Origin of the sequence: Pseudomonas fluorescens (genome assembly GCF_902498195.1) — a bacterium.
GTDB lineage: Bacteria > Pseudomonadota > Gammaproteobacteria > Pseudomonadales > Pseudomonadaceae > Aquipseudomonas > Aquipseudomonas fluorescens_BU.
This window is the reverse complement of the sequence record NZ_CABVIY010000002.1, coordinates 790,903-810,606: the sequence shown is the minus strand read 5'-3', so window position 1 is coordinate 810,606 and position 19,704 is coordinate 790,903. Positions and strand designations below refer to the sequence as shown.

The following is a 19,704-nucleotide window of genomic DNA, read 5'->3' as shown; positions in this document are numbered from 1 at the left end:
GGCGGTTTCTTATTCAGCCAGCAACCGGATTATTCAGCCAGTTTGAAGGTGATGAAGCTGGCGCGGCCCTGGCGCAGAACCCGCATCGACACCGAGCGATTCTTCGGCAGCGCCTTGGCGATGTCAGTGAATTCCTTGGTGGATTCGATGGCCTGATTGTTCAGGTGGGTAATGACATCCCCTGGCTGCAGGCCGATCATCGCGGCAGGCCCTTCCTGAACTTCCTTGATCACCACGCCACCCTTGAGGTCGTAGGCTTTCTTCTGTTCGGCGGTGAGCTCGACGACCGAAACACCGAGGCGATTGCTGTTGCTCTCGACACCCGATTTCGGCAATGCATCCATATCCTTGTCTTCGTCAGGAATAGCACCGACCGTCAACTCGACGTTCTTGCGCTTGCCCTCTCGAATCACTTCCAGATTGGCTTTCGAACCCGCCTTCAACGCACCTACCAGATGCGGCAGATCGGCGGACATGACGATCGGCTGACCATTCATGGTCAGGATCACATCGCCGACTTGCAGGCCACCCTTGGCTGCAGGGCCGTCATCCTGGATCTGGGCCACCAGCGCACCCGCTGGCTTCTCCAGACCAAACGACTCGGCCAGGTCCTTGTTCACTTCCTGGATCACGACACCCAACCAGCCACGGCTGACTTTGCCACCGCTTTTCAACTGATTGGAAACGTCCATGGCCACGTCGATCGGAATGGCGAACGACACGCCCATGAAGCCACCGGAGCGGGTGTAGATCTGCGAATTGATCCCGACCACTTCGCCGTTCAGGTTGAACAGCGGGCCACCGGAGTTACCCGGGTTGATCGGCACGTCGGTCTGGATGAACGGCACATAGTTTTCATTCGGCAGGCTTCGGCCAACGGCACTGACGATGCCCTGGGTCACCGTGTGGTCAAAGCCAAAAGGCGAACCGATCGCCACGACCCATTGGCCGGCTTTCAGATCCTGGGATTTGCCAAGCTTGAGGACTGGCAGATCCTTTCCTTCGATTTTCAGCAACGCCACATCGGAACGCGGATCGGTGCCGACCAGCTTGGCCTTCATTTCACTGCGATCGGCCAGACGCACAAGAATCTCATCGGCATCGGCAATTACATGATTGTTGGTCAGGATGTAGCCGTCAGGCGAGATGATGAAGCCCGACCCCAGGGACTGGGCTTCACGCTGGCGATCACCACGAGGCGAACGCGGCTGGGCTGGCATGCCTCGTTCGAAGAACTCGCGCAGCATGGGCGGCAAGCCTTCGAGATCCGGCATCTGCTGGTTTACTTTGCGATCAGGCAGTTTTTGCGTGGTACTGATGTTCACCACCGCGGGCGAGGCTTGCTCGACCAGTTGTGTGAAATCAGGCAATTCGACCGCTTGCGCAGTGACCGCCTGACCGAGCACCAACACGGTGGCAAAAATGGTGAGATAAGACTTCAAGCGTGGTATCGACATACGGCTCCCGTTACGACGAGCATGGTTAAGCGATATGGATCAAGGAACACCGGGAAAGATACGCCGGTATTTTTGTTCCGGGAACAACAAACAAGGCCAGAGCCGAGGGGCTCTGACCTATAAAAAATTCTTGGGGTATTTGCAAATTGAAATGCTCACGAAACATTTCGATTACAGCTCACTGCTTGGTCGCAGCGGCATCGGTACGCATGGATAACGCTATCCGTTCAGCCGTACCTATCGGGATCTCGCCTACAACGGTCACCATCATCTCGCCCTGCGGTGTAGTCAAGCGGCGAGACACTGCCACGGTTGGCCCAAGCTGAGTGCGGGTATCGGTGACGGCGGCGCCATTCAGAGGCTCCAGAAACACCGAAAAACGCGCCAGGCCATCGTCATACATCAGGCTGTTGACCTGGGTTTTGGTCTCGGGATCCTTGCGAGCCGTACTGCTGGTCAGCTCGAAACCCGGTGGCAACCAGTCTGAATGCCAGACCTGAGCAGCCTTGGCGGCGGAAGCCTTGTCACTGTCGAGATTGACGGCCTTGCAATCAGTGCCGGGCTGCAGATCGCTGTCGGAGGGCACATTGGCGGTATCCAGTTGCGTGAACTGAAACCTCTCCAGCAATCGTCCCTTGTCATCGAGCAGCAATGACTTGAGCGGCAGGCCAGTATCCTTATCCAGATGGAGTTCGAAACCGTAGCGGTGTTGATCGCGAGGCGTCAGTGAAACAATCACTGCTGCCCGCCCAGCCACGCGCGACTTGCCGATGACAGCAAGGTCATACCAGTTCTTGAGCTTTTGTGGATCGAGTGCACGCGATGAGGAATTCGGCGAATCCCCCAGCCCTGCCATCAGGGTGCCGCTGACGCATTGAGTATGTCCATCAATGCGTATGACTTCCTGCGCGGAGCCGTCGAGCTGGAGCAGCCGCTCGCGAACCTTGCCATCCTGAACGCGGTGCCAGATGTTATGGGTAGAAAAACTACCGTTACGCTCGTAGACAAAAGTACCGTGAAAGCTCTGCTGCTGCTCGGCCTGACCAAGACGGGTCAACCAGTCCTGGGCTTCATCGGCGTTGGCTGGAACAACAAACCAGCCACCAAGCAGAAGCGTAAGTAGAGGGATGGCGCGCATGATCCTCCTTAACGGTTTTCCAGGCTTGCTGCACGAGCGTATGGCAGAGCGCTCTCAGTACCTTTCAATGCAGCCTGCTGGGCATGCTGGCGCAAGTAGCTCGGCAGACGTTGATCGTGCCAGCCCGGCTGGCCTTGCAGTACGCCGTTGGCCATGGGGCCTGTGGCTTCCGAGCTCTCATTGTAGCCTGCCAGAACAGCCGGGCCCTTGACTTGAGGAGCGGCCAGATTCTGTTGGGTGGATTGCTGGGCCAGTTCAACACCGGCAATCTCGTCCTGGTTATACAGGCGAACACCGGCCAGCACGGCAACGGTTACCGAAGCGGCAACGGCCAGACGACCCAGGCTGCGCCATGGACCACGGGTGGCTTTTGCCGGCACGGTTTCGTCAGCCAGGGCTGCGGAAACGGCCGCTGCGATATCCAGGCGTGGAAGCAGCAAATCCTTGTGCATCGCTGCCCGAGCGATCTGATAACGAGCCCAGGTGTCACGGGTTTCAACGTCGTCGCAGGCGCTGAGCACCCGACGCAATTCCAATTCGTCCGCTTCGTTATCCATCACTGCGGACAGCGATTCCTGCAGGGCTTCACGACTCATGGCGTTCCTCTCTTGGCTATCGCCGCTGTCTTTAGTTTTCCTGCAACAACGGCTGCAGGGCTTTATCGATGGCCTCCCGGGCGCGGAAGATCCGGGAGCGCACGGTGCCCACCGGACATTGCATGACGCTCGCAATGTCCTCGTAACTCAGACCATCGAATTCACGTAAAGTTAAAGCCGTACGCAAATCTTCTGGAAGTTGCTGGATGGTTCGATGGACGGTGCCTTCAATCTCATCCCGCAGCAAAGCCCGTTCTGGCGACTCGAGATCCTTGAGGCCATGATCGCCATCGTAGAACTCTGCATCCTCGGAACTGACATCGCTATCCGGCGGCCGACGGCCGCGTGAAACCAGATAGTTCTTCGCCGTGTTGATGGCGATGCGGTAAAGCCACGTATAAAACGCGCTGTCTCCGCGAAAATTTCCAAGTGCGCGATAGGCCTTGATAAAGGCTTCCTGCGCAACATCCTGGGCTTCATGGGTGTCGTGCACAAAACGCACGATCAACCCGAGAATTTTGTGCTGGTATTTCAGCACTAGCAGATCGAAAGCACGCTTGTCGCCGCGCTGAACGCGTTCGACCAGTTGCTGATCCTCTTCCTGGGTTAGCATGAACACTCCTCGATAAGCTCGGAGGAGGCTTGCATAACTAAACGACCGGACTTGCAAACATAGACTCGGGCTTTTCGCAAAAGTTCTCCCCCTCCAGGCAAGTTTCCTGCGGGCTCTGATTCGGCACGCACGAAAAGCGCAGCGCGAGATTCCCCGGCTGCGCGAATAATCTTGTCATCGGTTTCGCGGACAAGGATCCAATCAAGACCCTTCACCGAACCCGACACTGTCCCTTGATTCAGGCAACCGTCTATTGATCTTGGGCCTTTGGCAAAAGTTCCAAATATTTATAGCTGCGCGAACGCCACATTGTGCAACCGTGAAGAGAAAAAGACTGTTAAATCCACGATACAGTCCTCATGTCACCCAATCGGTCAAAAAATCATCCGACGAAGCGTCAGGTTTTTTCCGTCACAGTAGTTTCACAATGCCATATGGGCTCGGCTATTGTGCCGCTCCCCCCCTCTATATACTAGTGGGCTGTGCGGTTGCCTGACCTTGCCTTCCAGATGTCCAGCGCCTACCCCGAACCGGGTCGCTTTGAGCGGAATCCTGAAATGAGCCAACAGTTTCAACACGATGTCCTGGTAATTGGCAGCGGTGCTGCCGGCTTGAGCCTTGCGCTGACCTTGCCCGGTCATTTGCGCATCGCGGTACTGAGCAAGGGCGACCTCGCCAACGGCTCGACGTTCTGGGCCCAGGGCGGTGTCGCGGCGGTCCTGGACGATACCGACACCGTTGAATCCCACGTCGATGACACCCTCAATGCCGGTGGTGGCCTGTGTCATGAAGATGCGGTGCGCTTTACCGTCGAACACAGTAAAGAAGCGATCCAGTGGCTGATCGACCAGGGCGTACCCTTTACCCGCGATGAGCAGTCCGGCACCGAAGATGGCGGATTCGAATTCCACCTGACCCGCGAAGGCGGCCACAGTCACCGACGCATCATTCATGCCGCCGATGCCACCGGCGCGGCCATTTTCAGGACACTGCTGACCCAGGCCAGGCAACGGCCGAACATCGAGCTGCTGGAACAGCGGGTGGCGATCGACCTGATCACTGAAAAACGCCTCGGCCTCAAGGGTGATCGCTGCCTGGGTGCCTACGTGCTCAATCGCGGCACCGGCGAAGTCGACACCTACGGCGCCCGTTTCGTGATCCTCGCCTCCGGCGGCGCCGCCAAGGTCTACCTCTATACCAGTAACCCCGATGGCGCCTGCGGCGACGGTATCGCCATGGCCTGGCGTTCGGGCTGCCGGGTGGCGAACCTGGAATTCAACCAGTTCCACCCCACCTGCCTGTATCACCCGCAGGCCAAGAGTTTCCTCATCACCGAAGCCCTGCGCGGCGAAGGCGCACACCTGAAGCTGCCCAACGGCGAACGCTTCATGCAGCGCTTCGACCCTCGGGCCGAACTGGCTCCGCGCGACATCGTCGCCCGGGCCATCGACCATGAGATGAAGCGTCTCGGCGTGGATTGCGTTTACCTGGACATCAGCCACAAGTCCGAGGCGTTCATCAAGACGCACTTTCCGACCGTGTACGAACGCTGCCTTGAATTCTCCATCGACATCACCAGGCAACCGATTCCGGTGGTGCCGGCGGCGCACTACACCTGTGGCGGGGTCATGGTCGACCAGCAGGGGCGCACCGATGTGCCGGGGCTGTACGCGATTGGCGAAACCAGCTTCACCGGCCTGCACGGCGCCAACCGCATGGCCAGCAACTCGTTGCTGGAGTGCTTTGTATACGCCCGTTCGGCGGCGGCGGACATTCTGGAGCAATTGCCCCGGGTTTCGGCCCCCGCCGCCCTGCCCGTGTGGGATGCGAGCCAGGTGACCGACTCCGATGAGGACGTGATCATCGCGCACAACTGGGATGAATTGCGCCGATTCATGTGGGACTACGTGGGTATCGTGCGCACCAACAAGCGCCTGCAACGGGCCCAGCACCGGGTGCGCCTGTTGCTCGACGAAATCGACGAGTTCTACAGTAACTATAAGGTCAGCCGGGATTTGATCGAGTTGCGCAACCTGGCCCAGGTGGCCGAGCTGATGATCCTGTCAGCCATGGAGCGCAAGGAAAGCCGTGGCCTGCATTACACGCTCGACTACCCGGACATGCTGCCGGTCGCCCTCGACACTATTCTGGTGCCGCCCACCTACGCCGACTGAACTTGAGCCGGACCCGCAGGCGTCGGTGCACATCCGCCGCCTGCGAATCCCGGGGCACGCAAATGGCCCTGACGCATCGTTCGCCTTTCACGCGAAATCGCAATACCACGAGCAACGGCAGCGCCAGGCTGTCCGGTCGCAACTGTACCGCTTGCCATCCCGCCGCCTGACTCCATAACTGCCAGCCCTCGGTATTGCGACGCAGACCGCGAAACGCTTGCGGGTGCGTCAGCAGAATCACCCGTGGCAACGCCCGGGCGCCGTGCAACAGGCAGCCGAAAGCGCCGAGCAAGCTGGCCCAGAGCGGAACGGAGAGCAGGAACAGCGAACCCAACACAAGCAGCTGGGCCAAGAGATACGCCGCCAGCAACTGCCTTGAGGCATGCCAGCGGCATTCGAACGAATTACTTGGGCTGGACACGATCCAGGATCATGCGAACCATGCGCTGAAGCTCCGGATCTTCCGACTCGGCGCGTTCCATGAACCAGCCGAACATGTCCTGATCCTCGCATTCGAGCAACCTGACGTAGCAGTCGCGATCGACCTGGTTGAGGTGCGGATAGACCTCTTTCACAAACGGCACCAGCAACACGTCAAGCTCAAGCATGCCGCGGCGGCTGTGCCAGTAGAGGCGATTCAGTTCAACATCTTCGACCATGGAGCGCTCCTCAAATAGGCCGCAAGTATACAGCCCCGTGCCTGATCGAACAGTCGGCTTTGGTCGGTCACCGGCGAACCTTTGTGAACTACCCATTTCGAGGGCGCCCCCTTATCATGTCCGCCAGACTCTTTACCCTGCGATGACCCATGGCCGATTCTGCTTTTTTCTGCACGCTGTCTCATGAAGGTGTCCTGGCGGTCCGCGGCGCGGACGCCGGCAAGTTCCTGCAAGGCCAATTGACCTGCAATCTCAACTACCTGAGCGACACCCAGGCCAGCCTGGGCGCGCGCTGCACGCAGAAAGGCCGGATGCAATCGAGCTTCCGAATCCTGCTCGAAGGGGACGGCGTGCTCCTGGCCATGGCCAGCGAGTTGCTGGAACCGCAGCTGGCCGACCTGAAAAAGTACGCGGTGTTCTCCAAGTCCAAATTGACCGATGAAAGTACCGCCTGGGTCCGCTTCGGCATCGACCATGGCGAGGTTGCATTGACCAGCCTCGGGCTTGAGTTGCCGGCAGACACCGACAGCGTCGTGCGCCATGACGGTTTGATCGCCATTCGCGTATCGCCCGGACGCGCCGAACTTTGGGTCGCCGCCGACCAAGCCGATGCCGTCAAGGGCAAACTCGCCGCCCTGCTGGCCGAAGGCGATCTGAACCAGTGGTTGCTGGGCCAGATCCGCGCCGGGATCGGTCAGGTGATGCCGGCCACTCGCGAACTGTTCATCCCGCAAATGCTCAACCTGCAAGCCGTCGGTGGCGTCAGTTTCAAGAAAGGCTGCTACACCGGCCAGGAAATCGTCGCGCGGATGCAGTACCTGGGCAAACTCAAGCGTCGCCTCTATCGCGTGCGCCTGGATGCCAGCGAACTGCCTGAACCCGGTACCCCGCTGTTCTCCCCGAGTCACGGCAGTTCGATCGGCGAAGTGGTGCTGGCCGCCCGTGCCGGCCAAGCCATTGAACTGCTGGCCGTGTTGCAGGCCGAAGCGGCGGAGGCTGGCGATATCCACGTCGGCGCGCTCGACGGCCCGGCCCTGCACGTGCTCGACCTGCCTTACCAACTGGACCGCGACCGCGAAATCCAGCGATAACCGCCGTACTTTTTTTGCGACACCTGGATAAACGAAATGAGTGAGCTGGCGGAAAAGGTCCAACAGGATTTGGTTGAGGCCATCGATAACGATGACCTGGTTCTGCCGACATTACCGGAAGTGGCCTTGCAGATTCGCAAGGCCGCTGAAGACCCGGACATCAGTATCAGCACCTTGAGCAAAGTGATCGGCCGCGACGCCGCGCTGTCGGCGCGCCTGATCAAAGTGGTCAATAGCCCGCTGCTGCGCGCGACCCAGGAAGTCACCGACCTGCACACGGCGATCACGCGCCTGGGCATCAACTACAGCAGCAACCTGGCCATCGGCCTGGTCATGGAACAGATTTTCCATGCCCGTTCCGAGGTGGTGGAACAGAAAATGCGCGAAGTCTGGCGCAAGAGCCTGGAAATCGCCGGTGTCAGCTATGCCCTGTGCCGCAGCTACACCCAGCTCAAGCCTGATCAGGCGGCGCTGGGTGGACTGGTGCATCAGATCGGTGTCCTGCCGATCCTGACCTACGCCGAGGATCACTATGAGCTGCTGTCCGACCCGGTCAGCCTCAACCATGTGATCGACCGCATCCACCCGCTGCTGGGCGACAAATTGCTCAGGGTCTGGGAGTTTCCGGACATGCTGGTGCAGGTGCCGCAGCTGTACCTGGACTTCAAGCGCAAATCCGCGCAAATCGATTATGCCGACCTGGTGCAAGTGGCCAGCCTGTATTGCCACAAGGACACCGACCACCCGATCTCGCGTATCGATCCATTCAGCGTGCCGGCGTTCAACACGCTCGGTATCGACCCTGATAACAAGGCGATGTGCGCTGACCTGGAAGAAACGCGCTCGATGTTTTACTGATTCGAGGTCGCGTCGCCGCCTTCGCGGGCAAGCCCGCTCCCACTGGGACTTGTGGTGTTACATAGATCCCGTGTGGGAGCGGGCTTGCTCGCGAAGGGCCAGCACAAACACCCTCACTCCCCGGCAATAAAACTCACCCGCACCTTCAACCCCGCCTGCTCGCCATCGTGCAGGCTGATCTGCGCCAGGTGCGCCCGGCAAATCTCCCCGACAATCGCCAAGCCCAGGCCGGATCCCGCCACCTGCTGGTTGCGTCGATAAAAGCGCTCGAACACCCGGTCACGCTCATCCAGGGGAATGCCCGGCCCATCGTCCTCGACCTCCAGCACCGCTGGTGCCGAGACCCGCAGAATGACGTTGCCGCCCGGTGGCGTGTGGGCCAGCGCGTTGTCCACCAGATTGCTCAACAGTTCGTTCAACAAGGTCGGTTCGCCTCGCAGCCAGACCGGCTCGTCCGCTTCAAGTGCCAGTGCCACGCCACGCTTGTGGGCCAGCGGTGCCATCGCCATGCCCAATTCACGCGCCAGCTGGCTCAGGTCGAGCAGCTGCGCGCCGCCCTCGGCAATCGCCCGGGCGCCGTTTTCCACCCGCGCCAGTGACAGCAACTGGTTGGCCAGGTGGGTCAGGCGATCGGTGCTCTGTGCAGCGGTTTCCAGGGTACTGCGCCAGGTTTCCGGCTCACTCGCCCGCAGCCCAAGCTCAAGCCGCGCCTTGAGCGCAGCCAGCGGGGTACGCAACTCATGGGCGGCATCGGCGATGAACTGTGCCTGACGCTCGAACTGTCCCCGCAGGCGTTCGGTAAAGTGATTGAGCGCACGCACCAGCGGCCACAGTTCGCGCTGCACTTCGACCAAAGGCAACGGGCGAAGATCGTCGGACTGCCGCTCTTCCACTGCCGTTCGCAAGCGTTCCAGCGGACGCAATGCCGCACTGACGGCAAACCACACCAGCAACAGCGCACCGACCGCCAGCATGCCCAACCGCAGCAAGGTATCGGCCGCCAGGCTGCGGGCCATGTCGACGCGCGCCTCATCGGTCTCCGCCACGCGAATTTCCGCCATGCCATTCATGTTTGGCTCGCTGACCGGCTTGAGCAGGCTGACCACCCGCACGTTCTGCCCCCGGTAAGTCGCGTTGTAAAACCGTGCCAGGGCCGGATAGTCATCGGTGCGCGGCGTTCCCGCCGGCGGGCCCGGAAGGTTTTCGTAGCCGGAAATCAGCTTCTGGTTGATGTCGTTGACCAGGTAAAAAATTCGCCCGGCGCTGTCGTAGGCGAAGGTATCGAGGGCCACGTAAGGCACGTCGAGGCTCAGGCTGCCGTCGCGCTCGGACAGGCCGGCGGCGATGGTGCGCGCCGAAGCCAGCAAGGTCCGGTCATAGGCCGTGTCGGCTGCTTCGCGACCGTTCCAGTAGGCGCTCAAGCCACTGGCCAGCATCAACACCACCAGCAACAGCGCCAGGTTCCACAGCAACCGCCAGCGCAGGCTGCTGGGCTTATGCATCGCGGCTTTCCAGCAGGTAGCCAAGGCCTCGGAACGTCACGATGGCGACCGGCTGGCCGTCGAGCTTCTTGCGCAAGCGGTGCACGTAGATTTCGATGGCGTCCGGGCTGGCTTCTTCATCGAGGCCAAAGACCTGGGAGGCCAATTGTTCCTTGCTCATCACCCGGCCGGGACGGGCGATCAAGGCTTCGAGCACCGCCTGCTCGCGGGAGGTCAGGGTCAACAACTCCTCGCCAAGCGTGAAGCGTCGGGTTTCCAGGTCGTAGGCCAGTACGCCGCAGCGCTGCACGCGTTCACCGCCCAACACACTGCGGCGCAGCAGGGCCTTGACCCGGGCTTCGAGTTCGGTGAGTTCAAACGGCTTGGCCAGGTAGTCGTCGGCACCGAGGTTCAGGCCATGGACCCGGTCCTTGACGTCGCTGCGCGCGGTCAGCATCAACACCGGCAGGTTCTTGCCCCGGGCGCGCAATCGCGCCAGCACTTCAAAGCCATCCATGCGCGGCAAACCGACATCGAGGATCGCCATGGCGTAGTCCTCGCTGCCCAGCGCCAGGTCAGCGGCCACGCCGTCGTGCAGCACATCCACGGTCAAGCCGGTGCTCTTGAGCGCCTGGGCGACACTGTCGGCGAGCTGCAGATGGTCTTCGACGAGCAGGACACGCATGGATCTTTACCTCATTCAGGGATGGTCGACGCCATTCTTTCGCGCGGAGTTTACAGCGGCATCCGCCCCTGTGAAGCCCGAAAAGCCGTGAAAGCATCCTGAAAGGTTAGCGAAAGGTTGAGTGGTTAGAGTCGGGTTACGGAATGTTTCGAACTGACGTTCCAACCGTCATCTGCACCCTGCTGTGAAATGTAGCTCCCGAAAAACGCCATGAAGCGTTTTCGCCAATAAGAACAATAACCGAGGTACTTCGCCATGCTGTCCACACAGCCCCAGGCTTGCCCGCACCGCCCTTCCCCGCACGCCCCCTTGTCTACGTTTTGCCAGCGCCGAAGCCGGTTGCCCGTCGTTCAGTCCCTGCGGACTTGAACACGCCAGCGCCGCGCGAAATCGTCGCGCCTGAATCATCCCGAAAAACAACAACTCCTGTGGAGACAAAAATGAATCGATCACTGCGCCGTTTCGCCCTCGCCGCCAGCTGCGTGCTGTTTGCCGGCCAATTGATGGCCGAGCCAAAGCGCCCGGAATGTATCGCCCCGGCCTCTCCTGGCGGCGGTTTCGACCTGACCTGCAAACTGGCGCAAAGCGCGCTGATCAATGAAAAACTGCTGACCAAACCGATGCGCGTGACCTACATGCCCGGCGGTGTCGGTGCGGTGGCCTACAACGCGGTGGTGGCCCAGCGTCCGGCGGATGCCGGCACCCTGGTGGCCTGGTCCAGCGGCTCGCTGTTGAACCTGGCGCAAGGCAAGTTCGGTCGTTTTGACGAAACCAATGTGCGCTGGCTGGCCGCCGTCGGCACCAGCTACGGCGCCATCGCGGTGAAGAGCGATTCGCCCTACAAGACCCTGGACGACCTGGTACAGGCGCTGAAGAAAGATCCGAGCAAAGTGGTGATCGGTTCCGGTGGCACCGTCGGCAGCCAGGACTGGATGCAAACCGCCCTGATCGCCAAGGCCGCCGGCATCAACCCGCGCGACCTGCGTTACGTCGCCCTCGAAGGCGGCGGTGAAATCGCCACGGCCCTGCTCGGCGGCCACATCCAGGTCGGCAGCACCGACATCTCCGACTCCATGCCGCACATCCAGAGCGGCGACATGCGCCTGCTGGCGGTGTTCTCCGAGAAGCGCCTGGACGAGCCGGAAATGAAAGACATCCCGACCGCCAAGGAGCAAGGCTACGACATCGTCTGGCCGGTGGTTCGCGGCTTCTACCTCGGGCCGAAAGTCAGCGACGAGGACTACGCCTGGTGGAAAGCGTCCTTCGACAAACTGCTGGCCTCCGACGAGTTCGCCAAGCTGCGCGACCAGCGTGAACTGTTCCCGTTTGCCATGACCGGCCCGGAACTGGACACCTACGTGAAGAAGCAAGTCGCGGACTACAAAGTGCTGGCCAAAGAGTTCGGCCTGATCCAGTGATCCTCTCTGTCTAGCGGCCACGGTCCCGTTGCGCGGGGCCGTGGCACAGGAGTTTCCCATGCTCTTACAACGCCTGTTTGCTTCGGTGCTGTTGCTGGCCTGCCTCAGCCTGGTGCTGATGGCCTGGCCCTACCAGGCACCTTTTTCCTACGAACCGATCGGCCCGCGCGCCTTTCCCTTGTTGATGCTCGGGCTGATGGGCCTGGCGCTGGTGTACATGGTGTACCGCCCTTCGCCGATCAAGCACACCGATGAAGATCCACCGATGGATCGCGAAACCCTGACCAAGATTGGCGTGTGCGTGGTGTTGCTGCTGGTCTTCGCCGGGCTGTTCGAACCGCTGGGCTTCATCCTCAGCAGCATGCTGGTGGGCATACCGATGGCGCGCCTGTACGGCGGGCGCTGGTTGCCGGGCGCGGTGATCATCAGCCTGATGAGTGTCGGCCTGTACCTGCTGTTCGACAAAGTCATGGACGTGCCACTGCCTCTGGGCCTGCTCGACGTTCTGGAGAACTGATATGGATACGCTTGGTTATTTGAGTCACGGCTTCGGCGTCGCACTGACCCCCTACAACCTGGTGACCGCGCTCAGCGGCACGCTGATCGGCACGGTCGTCGGCCTGCTGCCGGGGCTGGGGCCGATCAACGGCGTGGCGTTGCTGATCCCGATTGCGTTCGCCCTGGGCCTGCCGCCGGAGTCTGCGCTGATCCTGTTGGCGGCGGTGTACCTGGGTTGCGAATACGGTGGCCGTATCAGCTCGATTCTGCTGAACATTCCGGGCGAAGCATCCACCGTGATGACCACCCTCGACGGCTACCCGATGGCTAAACAGGGTCTGGCCGGTGTGGCGCTATCGCTGTCGGCCTGGAGTTCGTTCATCGGTGCGTTCATTGCGACCTGCGGGATGGTGGTGTTCGCGCCCATCCTGGCGAAGTGGGCGATTGCCTTCGGCCCGGCGGAATACTTCGTGCTGATGGTGTTTGCGATTGTCTGCCTCGGCGGCATGGCCGGTGATCGACCACTCAAGACGTTCATTGCGGCGCTGATCGGGCTGTTCCTGTCCACCGTCGGCATCGATGCCAACAGCGGCGTGTACCGCTTCACCGGCGACAACATCCACCTCACCGACGGCATTCAATTCGTGGTGCTGGTGTTGGGCCTGTTCTCCATCAGCGAAATCCTGTTGCTGCTGGAAAAAACCCACCGTGGCCAGGAAGCCTTCCAGGCGACCGGGCGGATGATGTTCAACTTCAAGGAAGCTGCTTCGGTGTTCTGGGTGAACATGCGTTGCGGGGTGCTCGGCTTCATCATGGGCGTGCTGCCGGGTGCCGGTGCGACGCTGGCCAGCGCCGTGGCCTACATGACCGAAAAACGCATTGCCGGTCCGAACGGCAAGTTCGGCCAGGGCGACAAGCGTGGCCTCGCGGCCCCGGAAACCGCCATCGGCGCCGAAGCTTGCGGCGCGCTGGTGCCGATGCTGACCCTCGGCGTTCCCGGCTCGGGCACCACGGCGGTGATGATCGGCGCCCTGTCGCTGTACAACATCACCCCGGGCCCGATGCTGTTCCAACAGCAACCGGACATCGTCTGGGGCCTGATCGCGTCGTTGTTCATCGCCAACATCATGCTGGTGATCCTCAACATCCCGATGATCCGCATCTTCACCAAAATCCTCGCCGTGCCGAACTGGGCGCTGGTGCCGATGATCGCGATCATCACCGCCATCGGCGTGTACGCGGTGCATGCCACCACGTTCGATTTGTTCCTGATGATCGGTATCGGCATCTTCGGCTACATTTTGCGCAAACTGGACTTCCCGTTGTCGCCGGTGCTGCTGGGCTTCATCCTCGGCGGCTTGATGGAGCAAAACCTGCGTCGGGCCTTGTCGATCTCCAACGGTTCGCTGGATATCCTCTGGTCGAGCGGGATCACCATCGGTGTCTGGAGTCTGATTGTGGTCATGTTGCTGGTGCCGATCGTACGGATCTGGCGTAAACGTTCGGTTGCACGGCGCGTTATCGCCGATGTCTGATCGAACACCGTTCAAAGCCTGGTGGGGCACGCCACTGGTCGGCCTGCTGGGCGGTTACCTCGCCAGCCAGGTCGGCTGGCCGCTGCCGTGGATGGTCGGCTCGTTGCTGGCGATCATCCTGGTGCGCTGCCTGACGCCCTGGCAACTGGCGGAAATCCCTGGCGGGCGCAAGTGCGGCCAGTGGATCGTCGGCATCGGTATCGGCCTGCACTTCACCCCGGTGGTGATGGAGCAGGTGCTGAGCCATTTCGGTCTGATCTTCTTCGGTGCGTTGGTCACCAGCCTGTCAGCGGTGGTCGGCGTCTGGTTGATGCGGCGCACGGGTGAAGATCGCGCCACGGCGTTCTTCTCCAGCATGCCCGGTGGCTCCGGGGAGATGGTCAACCTCGGCGCCCGCAATGGTGCAGTGCTCAGCCGGGTAGCGGCGGGGCAAAGTTTGCGGGTGCTGGTGGTGGTGCTCTGTGTGCCGGCAGCCTTCAAATACCTGCTGGGCGACGGCGCACCGATCTCCCACGCCGGCAGCATCGATTGGCGCTGGCTGGCCATCCTGTTTCCGGCAGGCGCATTGGCGGCCTGGATCTGGGAACGCCTGCGTCAACCCAACCCCTGGCTGTTCGGGCCGTTGCTGGTGAGTGCGGCGGTGAGCATCGGTTGGGACCTGCACATCGGTTTGCCCAATGGCGGCAGCCAGATCGGCCAGTGGCTGATCGGCAGCGGCTTGGGCTGCCACTTCAACCGGCAGTTTTTCCGCCGCGCGCCCTCGTTCATGGGCCGGACCTTGATCGGCACGGTGTTGACCATGTTGATTGCCACGGCGGCGGCACTGGGCTTGAGTGCCCTGACCCATCTGGATTTGCGTTCACTGACCCTGGGCATGATGCCCGGTGGCATTGCCGAGATGAGCCTGACGGCGGAGACCCTGCAACTGTCGGTGCCGCTGGTGACGGCGATGCAGGTGATGCGGTTGTTGTTTGTGCTGTTTCTGGCGGAGCCGTTGTTCAAGTACTGGAACCGGCAGCCTGAGTCATCCTGAGAGACCGAGTCGAGCCCTTCGCGAGCAAGCCCGCTCCCACATTTGACCGAGTTGTTCACACGGTCAAATGTGGGAGCGGGCTTGCTCGCGAAGAGGCCATCACGGACAACACATCAAACCGGCGGCAATCGCCACTCGATCGGCGTCTCGCCATTCTGTTCCAGGAACTTGTTGGTCCGGCTGAAATGCCCGCACCCCAGAAAGCCGCGATAAGCCGACAACGGTGACGGATGCACCGACGTCAGCACCAGATGCTTGGTGGCGTCGATCAGCTTCTGTTTGCTCTGGGCATGGGCGCCCCACAGCATGAACACCAGGTGCGGCTGCTGTTGGCTGACCACTTCAATGATCCGGTCGGTAAAAAACTGCCAGCCCTTGTCCTTGTGCGCATTGGCGTTGGCGCGCTCGACCGTCATGGTGGTATTGAGCATCAGCACGCCCTGCTCGGCCCAGCTTTGCAGGTAACCGTGGTTGGGGATGTCGATGTTCAGGTCGCGTTTCAATTCTTTATAGATGTTCACCAGCGACGGCGGCGCCGGCACCCCCGGTTGCACCGAGAAACACAGGCCATGGGCCTGGCCCGGGCCGTGATACGGGTCCTGGCCGAGGATGACCACCTTGACCTTGTCCAGCGGCGTCGAGTTCAGCGCGTTGAAGATCATCGGGCCTGGTGGATAGATTTCCTTGCCGGCCGCCCGCTCCTGTTGCAGGAAATTTCGCAACTCTGTCATGTAGGGCTGGTCGAATTCGGCACGCAGCGCTTCCTTCCAGCCCGGTTCGAGTTTGATACGGTCGTCAGCAGTCATGGTTACATCCGGCAAAAACAATGGGGCGAACCCTAAGAAGGCCCATCGCGCTTGTCAATTGGTCTGACGCAGATCCGGCACTTTCCCACACAGCGATCATACTTAACCCTCAAATTCCCGAGCGAGGTCATGATGAATCTGCACTTCGAAGAACTCACCGGCACCGACGGCGCCCGTATCGGCATTGCCAGCCTGGATGCCGAAAAATCGCTCAATGCCCTGTCCCTGCCGATGATCAACGCCCTGCGCGACCGCCTGGACGCCTGGGCCAAGGACCCGCAAATCGTCTGCGTCCTGCTGCGGGGCAACGGCGCCAAGGCCTTTTGTGCCGGCGGCGAAGTGCGCAGCCTGGTGGAAGCCTGCCGCGCCCATCCGGGCGAAGTGCCGCCGCTGGCCGCGCACTTCTTCAACGCGGAGTACCGTCTGGACTACAGCCTGCACACCTACCCCAAACCGCTGATCTGCTGGGGGCACGGCTATGTGCTCGGCGGCGGCATGGGCCTGCTGCAAGGGGCGAGCATTCGCATTGTCACGCCAAGCAGTCGACTGGCGATGCCGGAGATCAGCATCGGGCTTTATCCGGACGTCGGCGCCAGTTGGTTCCTGTCGCGCCTGCCGGGCAAGCTTGGCTTGTTTCTCGGCCTGACCGGCGCCCATATGAACGGTCGCGACGCAATCGATCTGGACCTGGCCGACCGCTTCCTGCTCGACGAGCAGCAGGAAGCCTTGATTGAAGGCCTGTTGCAGTTGAACTGGCAGGAACAGACGCCGATGCAGCTCAACAGCCTGCTCAAGGCCCTTCAACAGGAAGCGGTCGAGCAGATGCCTGAACCCCAGTGGCTGCCGCGACGTCGGCAGATCGATGAACTGCTGGATGTCAGTGATGTGCGTTGCGCCTGGAAGGCGATCAGCGCGCTGCGCGATTCCACGGACCTGTTATTCAGTCGCGCCGCGCGAACCCTGAGTGAAGGCTCGCCGCTGACCGCCCACCTGGTGTGGGAACAGATCATCCGCGCCCGGCATCTGTCGCTGGCGCAGGTCTTTCAGATGGAATACACGCTGAGCCTCAACTGCTGTCGCCATCCGGAGTTCAGCGAGGGGGTGCGGGCGCGGTTGATCGACAAGGACCAGAAACCGCACTGGCACTGGCCGGATGTGAACAAGGTGCCGGAGGCGGTGGTCGAGGCGCATTTCCACAAGGTCTGGGAAGGCCGGCATCCACTGGCAGATCTGTAGGAATACTGAACAAAAAATGTGGGAGCGGGCTTGCGTTCAGACCGGGTTAGCGGTGATTGCCCCGGCCATCGTGATTGCCGCGCCCATTACGGTCGCCTCGACGATCGTGATTGTCGTTTCGCCCGCCACGACGATCATTGTCCCAGCCACCACGGTTGCGACCGTCCCAACCATGATTCTGATGCGCCCGGTAGTCGGGCCGTGACTGATAGTAACGCGGGGCCGGCTGGTAATAGCGCGGCGCCGGTTGATACACCCGCGGCTGGTAGTAATAGCGCGGGGTCGGCTGGTAATACCTGGCGGGCGGTGCGTAATACCGCCGAGGCTGTGTGTAATAAGCGTCGTTTGTGTAGTACCCGCCGCTGGAATAGTAAGCGGGGGCTGGCGAGGTATAGACCTCGGAACTGTAGTAACTGGTTCCTCCATCGGAATAAGGCACGCACCCGCCCAGGGACAATCCCAATACAGCAATCAGTAGAATTCGAGAGAGCATGGCGGCCTCCTGGACCGCGAGTGAGCCACACCAGCGACGCTGGCAGGCGACAGCCGATGATTCGGTGGCTGTCGAAACATCTGACATCGAATTCGGAATCTGGTGCGTTTCCGTAACACGTTGAAACATGTCGCCGATGAAAGGTTTTTCATCCATTCACACGCCGATTAATGGTGCCCACCGCGATATCCACCGCCCCAATAACGCGGCCCGTGCCCGCCCCAGTAGTAATAGCGATAGCCACCGTAGAAACGCGGTCCGCCGTAGTAATAGCGCGGGCCGTAATAGTAGGAATAGGGCGAATAGCCCGGAGAGTAATAAGGCGAGGAGTACACATCGTAGCCACCGGCGTAGTAATAGCAGCCGGACAATCCCAGACCGAGAACGACACCCAAGAGCAATCGACGAAACATGGCGGCCTCCTGAAAGACCCACAGCCGGCACAGGCCGACTGACACCTGTTTTGACTCGCAATCGACGACCAAGTGCGTCGCCACGCCAACCTTCGGATCAGTGGCCGGGACGTCCCATTGCGGTGCGCCGGCGCACCATCACAAGGCAGGCGGCCGGCTGCACCCCGCACCAGCATTCGAGCGAAACCCCGGACCAGAGCGCTTCGCACGACTTGGCACGGCTCTCGCTTTAGCAAAGACGTGCAGGAGTCATCACAGGTTCGCGGCACCACAATTTGCAATGGCTGACTAGGGTTCCGGCTCGCAATCGCGAGTGACTGGTCCGAGAGTTGGCGACCTCCAGTTGAGGTTACACGGCGGGACAAAAGCCCGGGAGACAAGCCACCGTTCGCGGTGCCGCGTTGACTCCTGCCCGCCCCTGATCAACTGGAGAACCACCATGCCCCAGCTTCGTTTACCCGCCCTGCTCGCCGCTGCTTTCGCAGCCTTCGTGAGTGTCTCTTCCCAAGCCGCGCAAAAAGACCACTTCAGCGTCTGCTGGACCATTTACGCCGGCTGGATGCCCTGGGAATACGCCGGCAGCCAGGGCATCGTCGATAAATGGGCGAAGAAGTACGGCATCAAGATCGATGTGGTGCAGCTCAACGATTACGTCGAATCCATCAACCAGTACACCGCCGGCCAGTTCGATGGTTGCACCATGACCAACATGGACGCGCTGACCATCCCGCCGGCCGGTGGCGTCGACAGCACCGCGCTGATCGTCAGCGATTTCTCCAACGGCAACGACGGCATCGTGCTCAAGGGTGAAGGCAAGAAAGTCGCCGACCTCAAGGGCATGGACGTCAATCTGGTCGAGCTGTCGGTCTCCCACTATCTGCTGGCCCGTGCCCTGGATTCGGTGGACCTCACCGAGAAAGACCTGAAAGTGGTCAACACTTCCGACGCCGACATCTCGGCGGCCTTCAACACCGATCAGGTCAACGCCGTCACCACCTGGAACCCGATGCTCTCGGACATCAAGGCCAAGCCGGCGGTGACCGAGGTTTTCAACTCCAGCCAGATCCCCGGCGAAATCATGGACATGATGGTCGTCAACTCGCAGACCCTCCAGGACAACCCGGCCCTGGGCAAAGCCCTGACGGGCGCGTGGTTCGAAGTGGTCGGGCTGATGAACGCGAAAAACGCCGCCGGCAAGGCCGCGCTCGAACACATGGCCAAGGCCTCGGGCACTGACCTGGCCGGTTTCCAGGCGCAACTGGACACCACCAAGTTGTTCGCCACGCCCCAGGAAGCCCTGGCGTTCAGCACCAGCAAGCAACTACCGGACACCATGCGCAAGGTGGCGGAGTTTTCCTTCCAGCACGGCTTGCTGGGTGAAGGCGCCAAGGACACCAGCGCGGTCGGCATGGCCTTCGCCAATGGCGTGACCAGCGGCGACAAGGGCAACCTCAAGCTGCGCTTCGACCCGAGTTACGTCCAGATGGCCGCCGACGCCAAGCTGTAAATTGAGGACTTGG

At 61.0% G+C, this 19,704-nt stretch carries 20 protein-coding genes and 1 riboswitch; of the genes, 9 read left to right on the top strand and 11 right to left on the bottom strand.

Going from position 1 to position 19,704, the window contains the following annotated elements:
• Positions 1–29: 29 nt before the first annotated feature.
• From F8N66_RS09185 to rpoE, 4 genes are all read right to left on the bottom strand, one after another.
• Positions 30–1,457 carry a DegQ family serine endoprotease gene (locus F8N66_RS09185; protein WP_150769867.1) on the bottom strand — a complete coding sequence of 476 codons (1,428 nt, stop codon included), beginning with the start codon at positions 1,455–1,457 and terminating at the stop codon, positions 30–32.
• A gap of 178 nt (positions 1,458–1,635) precedes the next feature.
• Positions 1,636–2,595 (bottom strand): MucB/RseB C-terminal domain-containing protein, encoded by a 960-nt coding sequence (locus tag F8N66_RS09175; RefSeq protein ID WP_150769865.1) that lies wholly within the window; start codon positions 2,593–2,595, stop codon positions 1,636–1,638.
• Positions 2,596–2,603: 8 nt separating this feature from the next.
• A complete protein-coding gene (locus tag F8N66_RS09170) occupies positions 2,604–3,191 on the bottom strand; it encodes a sigma-E factor negative regulatory protein (protein ID WP_150769864.1) in 588 nt (195 codons plus the stop codon).
• 31 nt (positions 3,192–3,222) lie between these two features.
• On the bottom strand, positions 3,223–3,804 hold the full coding sequence (rpoE, locus tag F8N66_RS09165; protein WP_003172477.1) for an RNA polymerase sigma factor RpoE: 582 nt from the start codon (positions 3,802–3,804) through the stop codon (positions 3,223–3,225).
• A gap of 557 nt (positions 3,805–4,361) precedes the next feature.
• Here rpoE and nadB point away from each other — a divergent pair.
• Positions 4,362–5,978 carry an L-aspartate oxidase gene (nadB, locus tag F8N66_RS09160; protein ID WP_150769863.1) on the top strand — a complete coding sequence of 539 codons (1,617 nt, stop codon included), beginning with the start codon at positions 4,362–4,364 and terminating at the stop codon, positions 5,976–5,978.
• Here nadB and F8N66_RS09155 read toward each other — a convergent pair.
• Positions 5,947–6,399 carry a protein YgfX gene (locus F8N66_RS09155; RefSeq protein WP_150769862.1) on the bottom strand — a complete coding sequence of 151 codons (453 nt, stop codon included), beginning with the start codon at positions 6,397–6,399 and terminating at the stop codon, positions 5,947–5,949. The two genes, nadB and F8N66_RS09155, sit on opposite strands and share 32 nt — an antisense overlap.
• Positions 6,383–6,637, bottom strand: a complete 255-nt coding sequence (locus F8N66_RS09150) for a succinate dehydrogenase assembly factor 2 (protein WP_028624454.1) — start codon at positions 6,635–6,637, stop codon at positions 6,383–6,385. The genes F8N66_RS09155 and F8N66_RS09150 overlap by 17 nt, the downstream gene beginning before the upstream one ends.
• Positions 6,638–6,786: 149 nt before the next feature.
• Here F8N66_RS09150 and F8N66_RS09145 point away from each other — a divergent pair, with 149 nt between their 5' ends.
• Both F8N66_RS09145 and F8N66_RS09140 read left to right on the top strand, forming a co-directional pair.
• A complete protein-coding gene (locus F8N66_RS09145; RefSeq protein WP_150769861.1) occupies positions 6,787–7,728 on the top strand; it encodes a YgfZ/GcvT domain-containing protein in 942 nt (313 codons plus the stop codon).
• 36 nt (positions 7,729–7,764) lie between these two features.
• Positions 7,765–8,586, top strand: coding sequence for an HDOD domain-containing protein (locus tag F8N66_RS09140; RefSeq protein ID WP_150769860.1), 822 nt, complete (start codon positions 7,765–7,767; stop codon positions 8,584–8,586).
• Between the two features lie 113 nt (positions 8,587–8,699).
• Here the strand turns inward: F8N66_RS09140 and F8N66_RS09135 are convergent, their stop codons facing one another.
• Together F8N66_RS09135 and F8N66_RS09130 are read right to left on the bottom strand one after the other, a co-directional pair.
• Entirely contained in the window at positions 8,700–10,088 is a 1,389-nt protein-coding gene (locus F8N66_RS09135; RefSeq protein ID WP_150769859.1) for a sensor histidine kinase, read from the bottom strand.
• The gene (locus F8N66_RS09130; RefSeq protein ID WP_150769858.1) at positions 10,081–10,752 is read right to left on the bottom strand and encodes a response regulator; all 672 of its coding nucleotides are present in this window, start codon (positions 10,750–10,752) and stop codon (positions 10,081–10,083) included. The genes F8N66_RS09135 and F8N66_RS09130 overlap by 8 nt, the downstream gene beginning before the upstream one ends.
• Before the next feature lie 440 nt (positions 10,753–11,192).
• On the opposite strand from F8N66_RS09130, the gene F8N66_RS09125 reads away from it, so the two are divergent.
• From F8N66_RS09125 to F8N66_RS09110, 4 genes are read left to right on the top strand one after another with little or no spacing between them, the layout of a single operon-like run.
• A complete protein-coding gene (locus tag F8N66_RS09125; RefSeq protein ID WP_150769857.1) occupies positions 11,193–12,170 on the top strand; it encodes a Bug family tripartite tricarboxylate transporter substrate binding protein in 978 nt (325 codons plus the stop codon).
• 58 nt (positions 12,171–12,228) lie between these two features.
• A complete protein-coding gene (locus F8N66_RS09120) occupies positions 12,229–12,687 on the top strand; it encodes a tripartite tricarboxylate transporter TctB family protein (protein ID WP_150769856.1) in 459 nt (152 codons plus the stop codon).
• 1 nt (position 12,688) lies between these two features.
• Complete coding sequence (locus tag F8N66_RS09115) at positions 12,689–14,203, top strand: tripartite tricarboxylate transporter permease (protein WP_150769855.1); 1,515 nt, start codon at positions 12,689–12,691, stop codon at positions 14,201–14,203.
• Entirely contained in the window at positions 14,196–15,236 is a 1,041-nt protein-coding gene (locus F8N66_RS09110) for an AbrB family transcriptional regulator (RefSeq protein ID WP_150769854.1), read from the top strand. Before F8N66_RS09115 ends, F8N66_RS09110 begins: the two co-directional genes overlap by 8 nt.
• 113 nt (positions 15,237–15,349) lie before the next feature.
• On the opposite strand, the gene ung is transcribed toward F8N66_RS09110, so the two are convergent.
• Positions 15,350–16,042 (bottom strand): uracil-DNA glycosylase, encoded by a 693-nt coding sequence (gene ung / locus F8N66_RS09105; RefSeq protein ID WP_150769853.1) that lies wholly within the window; start codon positions 16,040–16,042, stop codon positions 15,350–15,352.
• A gap of 132 nt (positions 16,043–16,174) precedes the next feature.
• Between ung and F8N66_RS09100 the strand changes: the two genes are divergently transcribed.
• Positions 16,175–17,278, top strand: a complete 1,104-nt coding sequence (locus F8N66_RS09100) for an enoyl-CoA hydratase/isomerase family protein (protein WP_150770159.1) — start codon at positions 16,175–16,177, stop codon at positions 17,276–17,278.
• A gap of 46 nt (positions 17,279–17,324) precedes the next feature.
• Here F8N66_RS09100 and F8N66_RS09095 read toward each other — a convergent pair whose 3' ends face one another.
• The gene (locus tag F8N66_RS09095; protein ID WP_150769852.1) at positions 17,325–17,771 is read right to left on the bottom strand and encodes a hypothetical protein; all 447 of its coding nucleotides are present in this window, start codon (positions 17,769–17,771) and stop codon (positions 17,325–17,327) included.
• 167 nt (positions 17,772–17,938) lie between these two features.
• A complete protein-coding gene (locus F8N66_RS09090; RefSeq protein ID WP_150769851.1) occupies positions 17,939–18,184 on the bottom strand; it encodes a hypothetical protein in 246 nt (81 codons plus the stop codon).
• Positions 18,185–18,461: 277 nt separating this feature from the next.
• Positions 18,462–18,562: riboswitch (guanidine-I (ykkC/yxkD leader) on the top strand.
• Positions 18,563–18,623: 61 nt separating this feature from the next.
• On the opposite strand from F8N66_RS09090, the gene F8N66_RS09085 reads away from it, so the two are divergent.
• Complete coding sequence (locus F8N66_RS09085) at positions 18,624–19,691, top strand: putative urea ABC transporter substrate-binding protein (RefSeq protein ID WP_150769850.1); 1,068 nt, start codon at positions 18,624–18,626, stop codon at positions 19,689–19,691.
• Positions 19,692–19,704: the final 13 nt, after the last annotated feature.

Excerpts from the sequence above, each read along its gene's own strand:
- F8N66_RS09115 (WP_150769855.1), top strand. The coding sequence starts at position 12,689 with ATGGATACGCTTGGTTATTTGAGTCACGGCTTCGGCGTCGCACTGACC.
- F8N66_RS09175 (WP_150769865.1), bottom strand. The coding sequence starts at position 2,595 with ATGCGCGCCATCCCTCTACTTACGCTTCTGCTTGGTGGCTGGTTTGTT.
- F8N66_RS09145 (WP_150769861.1), top strand. The coding sequence starts at position 6,787 with ATGGCCGATTCTGCTTTTTTCTGCACGCTGTCTCATGAAGGTGTCCTG.
- nadB (WP_150769863.1), top strand. The coding sequence starts at position 4,362 with ATGAGCCAACAGTTTCAACACGATGTCCTGGTAATTGGCAGCGGTGCT.
- F8N66_RS09140 (WP_150769860.1), top strand. The coding sequence starts at position 7,765 with ATGAGTGAGCTGGCGGAAAAGGTCCAACAGGATTTGGTTGAGGCCATC.
- F8N66_RS09130 (WP_150769858.1), bottom strand. The coding sequence starts at position 10,752 with ATGCGTGTCCTGCTCGTCGAAGACCATCTGCAGCTCGCCGACAGTGTC.
- F8N66_RS09090 (WP_150769851.1), bottom strand. The coding sequence starts at position 18,184 with ATGTTTCGTCGATTGCTCTTGGGTGTCGTTCTCGGTCTGGGATTGTCC.
- F8N66_RS09170 (WP_150769864.1), bottom strand. The coding sequence starts at position 3,191 with ATGAGTCGTGAAGCCCTGCAGGAATCGCTGTCCGCAGTGATGGATAAC.
- F8N66_RS09125 (WP_150769857.1), top strand. The coding sequence starts at position 11,193 with ATGAATCGATCACTGCGCCGTTTCGCCCTCGCCGCCAGCTGCGTGCTG.
- F8N66_RS09095 (WP_150769852.1), bottom strand. The coding sequence starts at position 17,771 with ATGCTCTCTCGAATTCTACTGATTGCTGTATTGGGATTGTCCCTGGGC.
- F8N66_RS09100 (WP_150770159.1), top strand. The coding sequence starts at position 16,175 with ATGAATCTGCACTTCGAAGAACTCACCGGCACCGACGGCGCCCGTATC.
- F8N66_RS09110 (WP_150769854.1), top strand. The coding sequence starts at position 14,196 with ATGTCTGATCGAACACCGTTCAAAGCCTGGTGGGGCACGCCACTGGTC.
- F8N66_RS09120 (WP_150769856.1), top strand. The coding sequence starts at position 12,229 with ATGCTCTTACAACGCCTGTTTGCTTCGGTGCTGTTGCTGGCCTGCCTC.
- F8N66_RS09185 (WP_150769867.1), bottom strand. The coding sequence starts at position 1,457 with ATGTCGATACCACGCTTGAAGTCTTATCTCACCATTTTTGCCACCGTG.
- F8N66_RS09150 (WP_028624454.1), bottom strand. The coding sequence starts at position 6,637 with ATGGTCGAAGATGTTGAACTGAATCGCCTCTACTGGCACAGCCGCCGC.
- F8N66_RS09135 (WP_150769859.1), bottom strand. The coding sequence starts at position 10,088 with ATGCATAAGCCCAGCAGCCTGCGCTGGCGGTTGCTGTGGAACCTGGCG.
- F8N66_RS09085 (WP_150769850.1), top strand. The coding sequence starts at position 18,624 with ATGCCCCAGCTTCGTTTACCCGCCCTGCTCGCCGCTGCTTTCGCAGCC.
- rpoE (WP_003172477.1), bottom strand. The coding sequence starts at position 3,804 with ATGCTAACCCAGGAAGAGGATCAGCAACTGGTCGAACGCGTTCAGCGC.
- ung (WP_150769853.1), bottom strand. The coding sequence starts at position 16,042 with ATGACTGCTGACGACCGTATCAAACTCGAACCGGGCTGGAAGGAAGCG.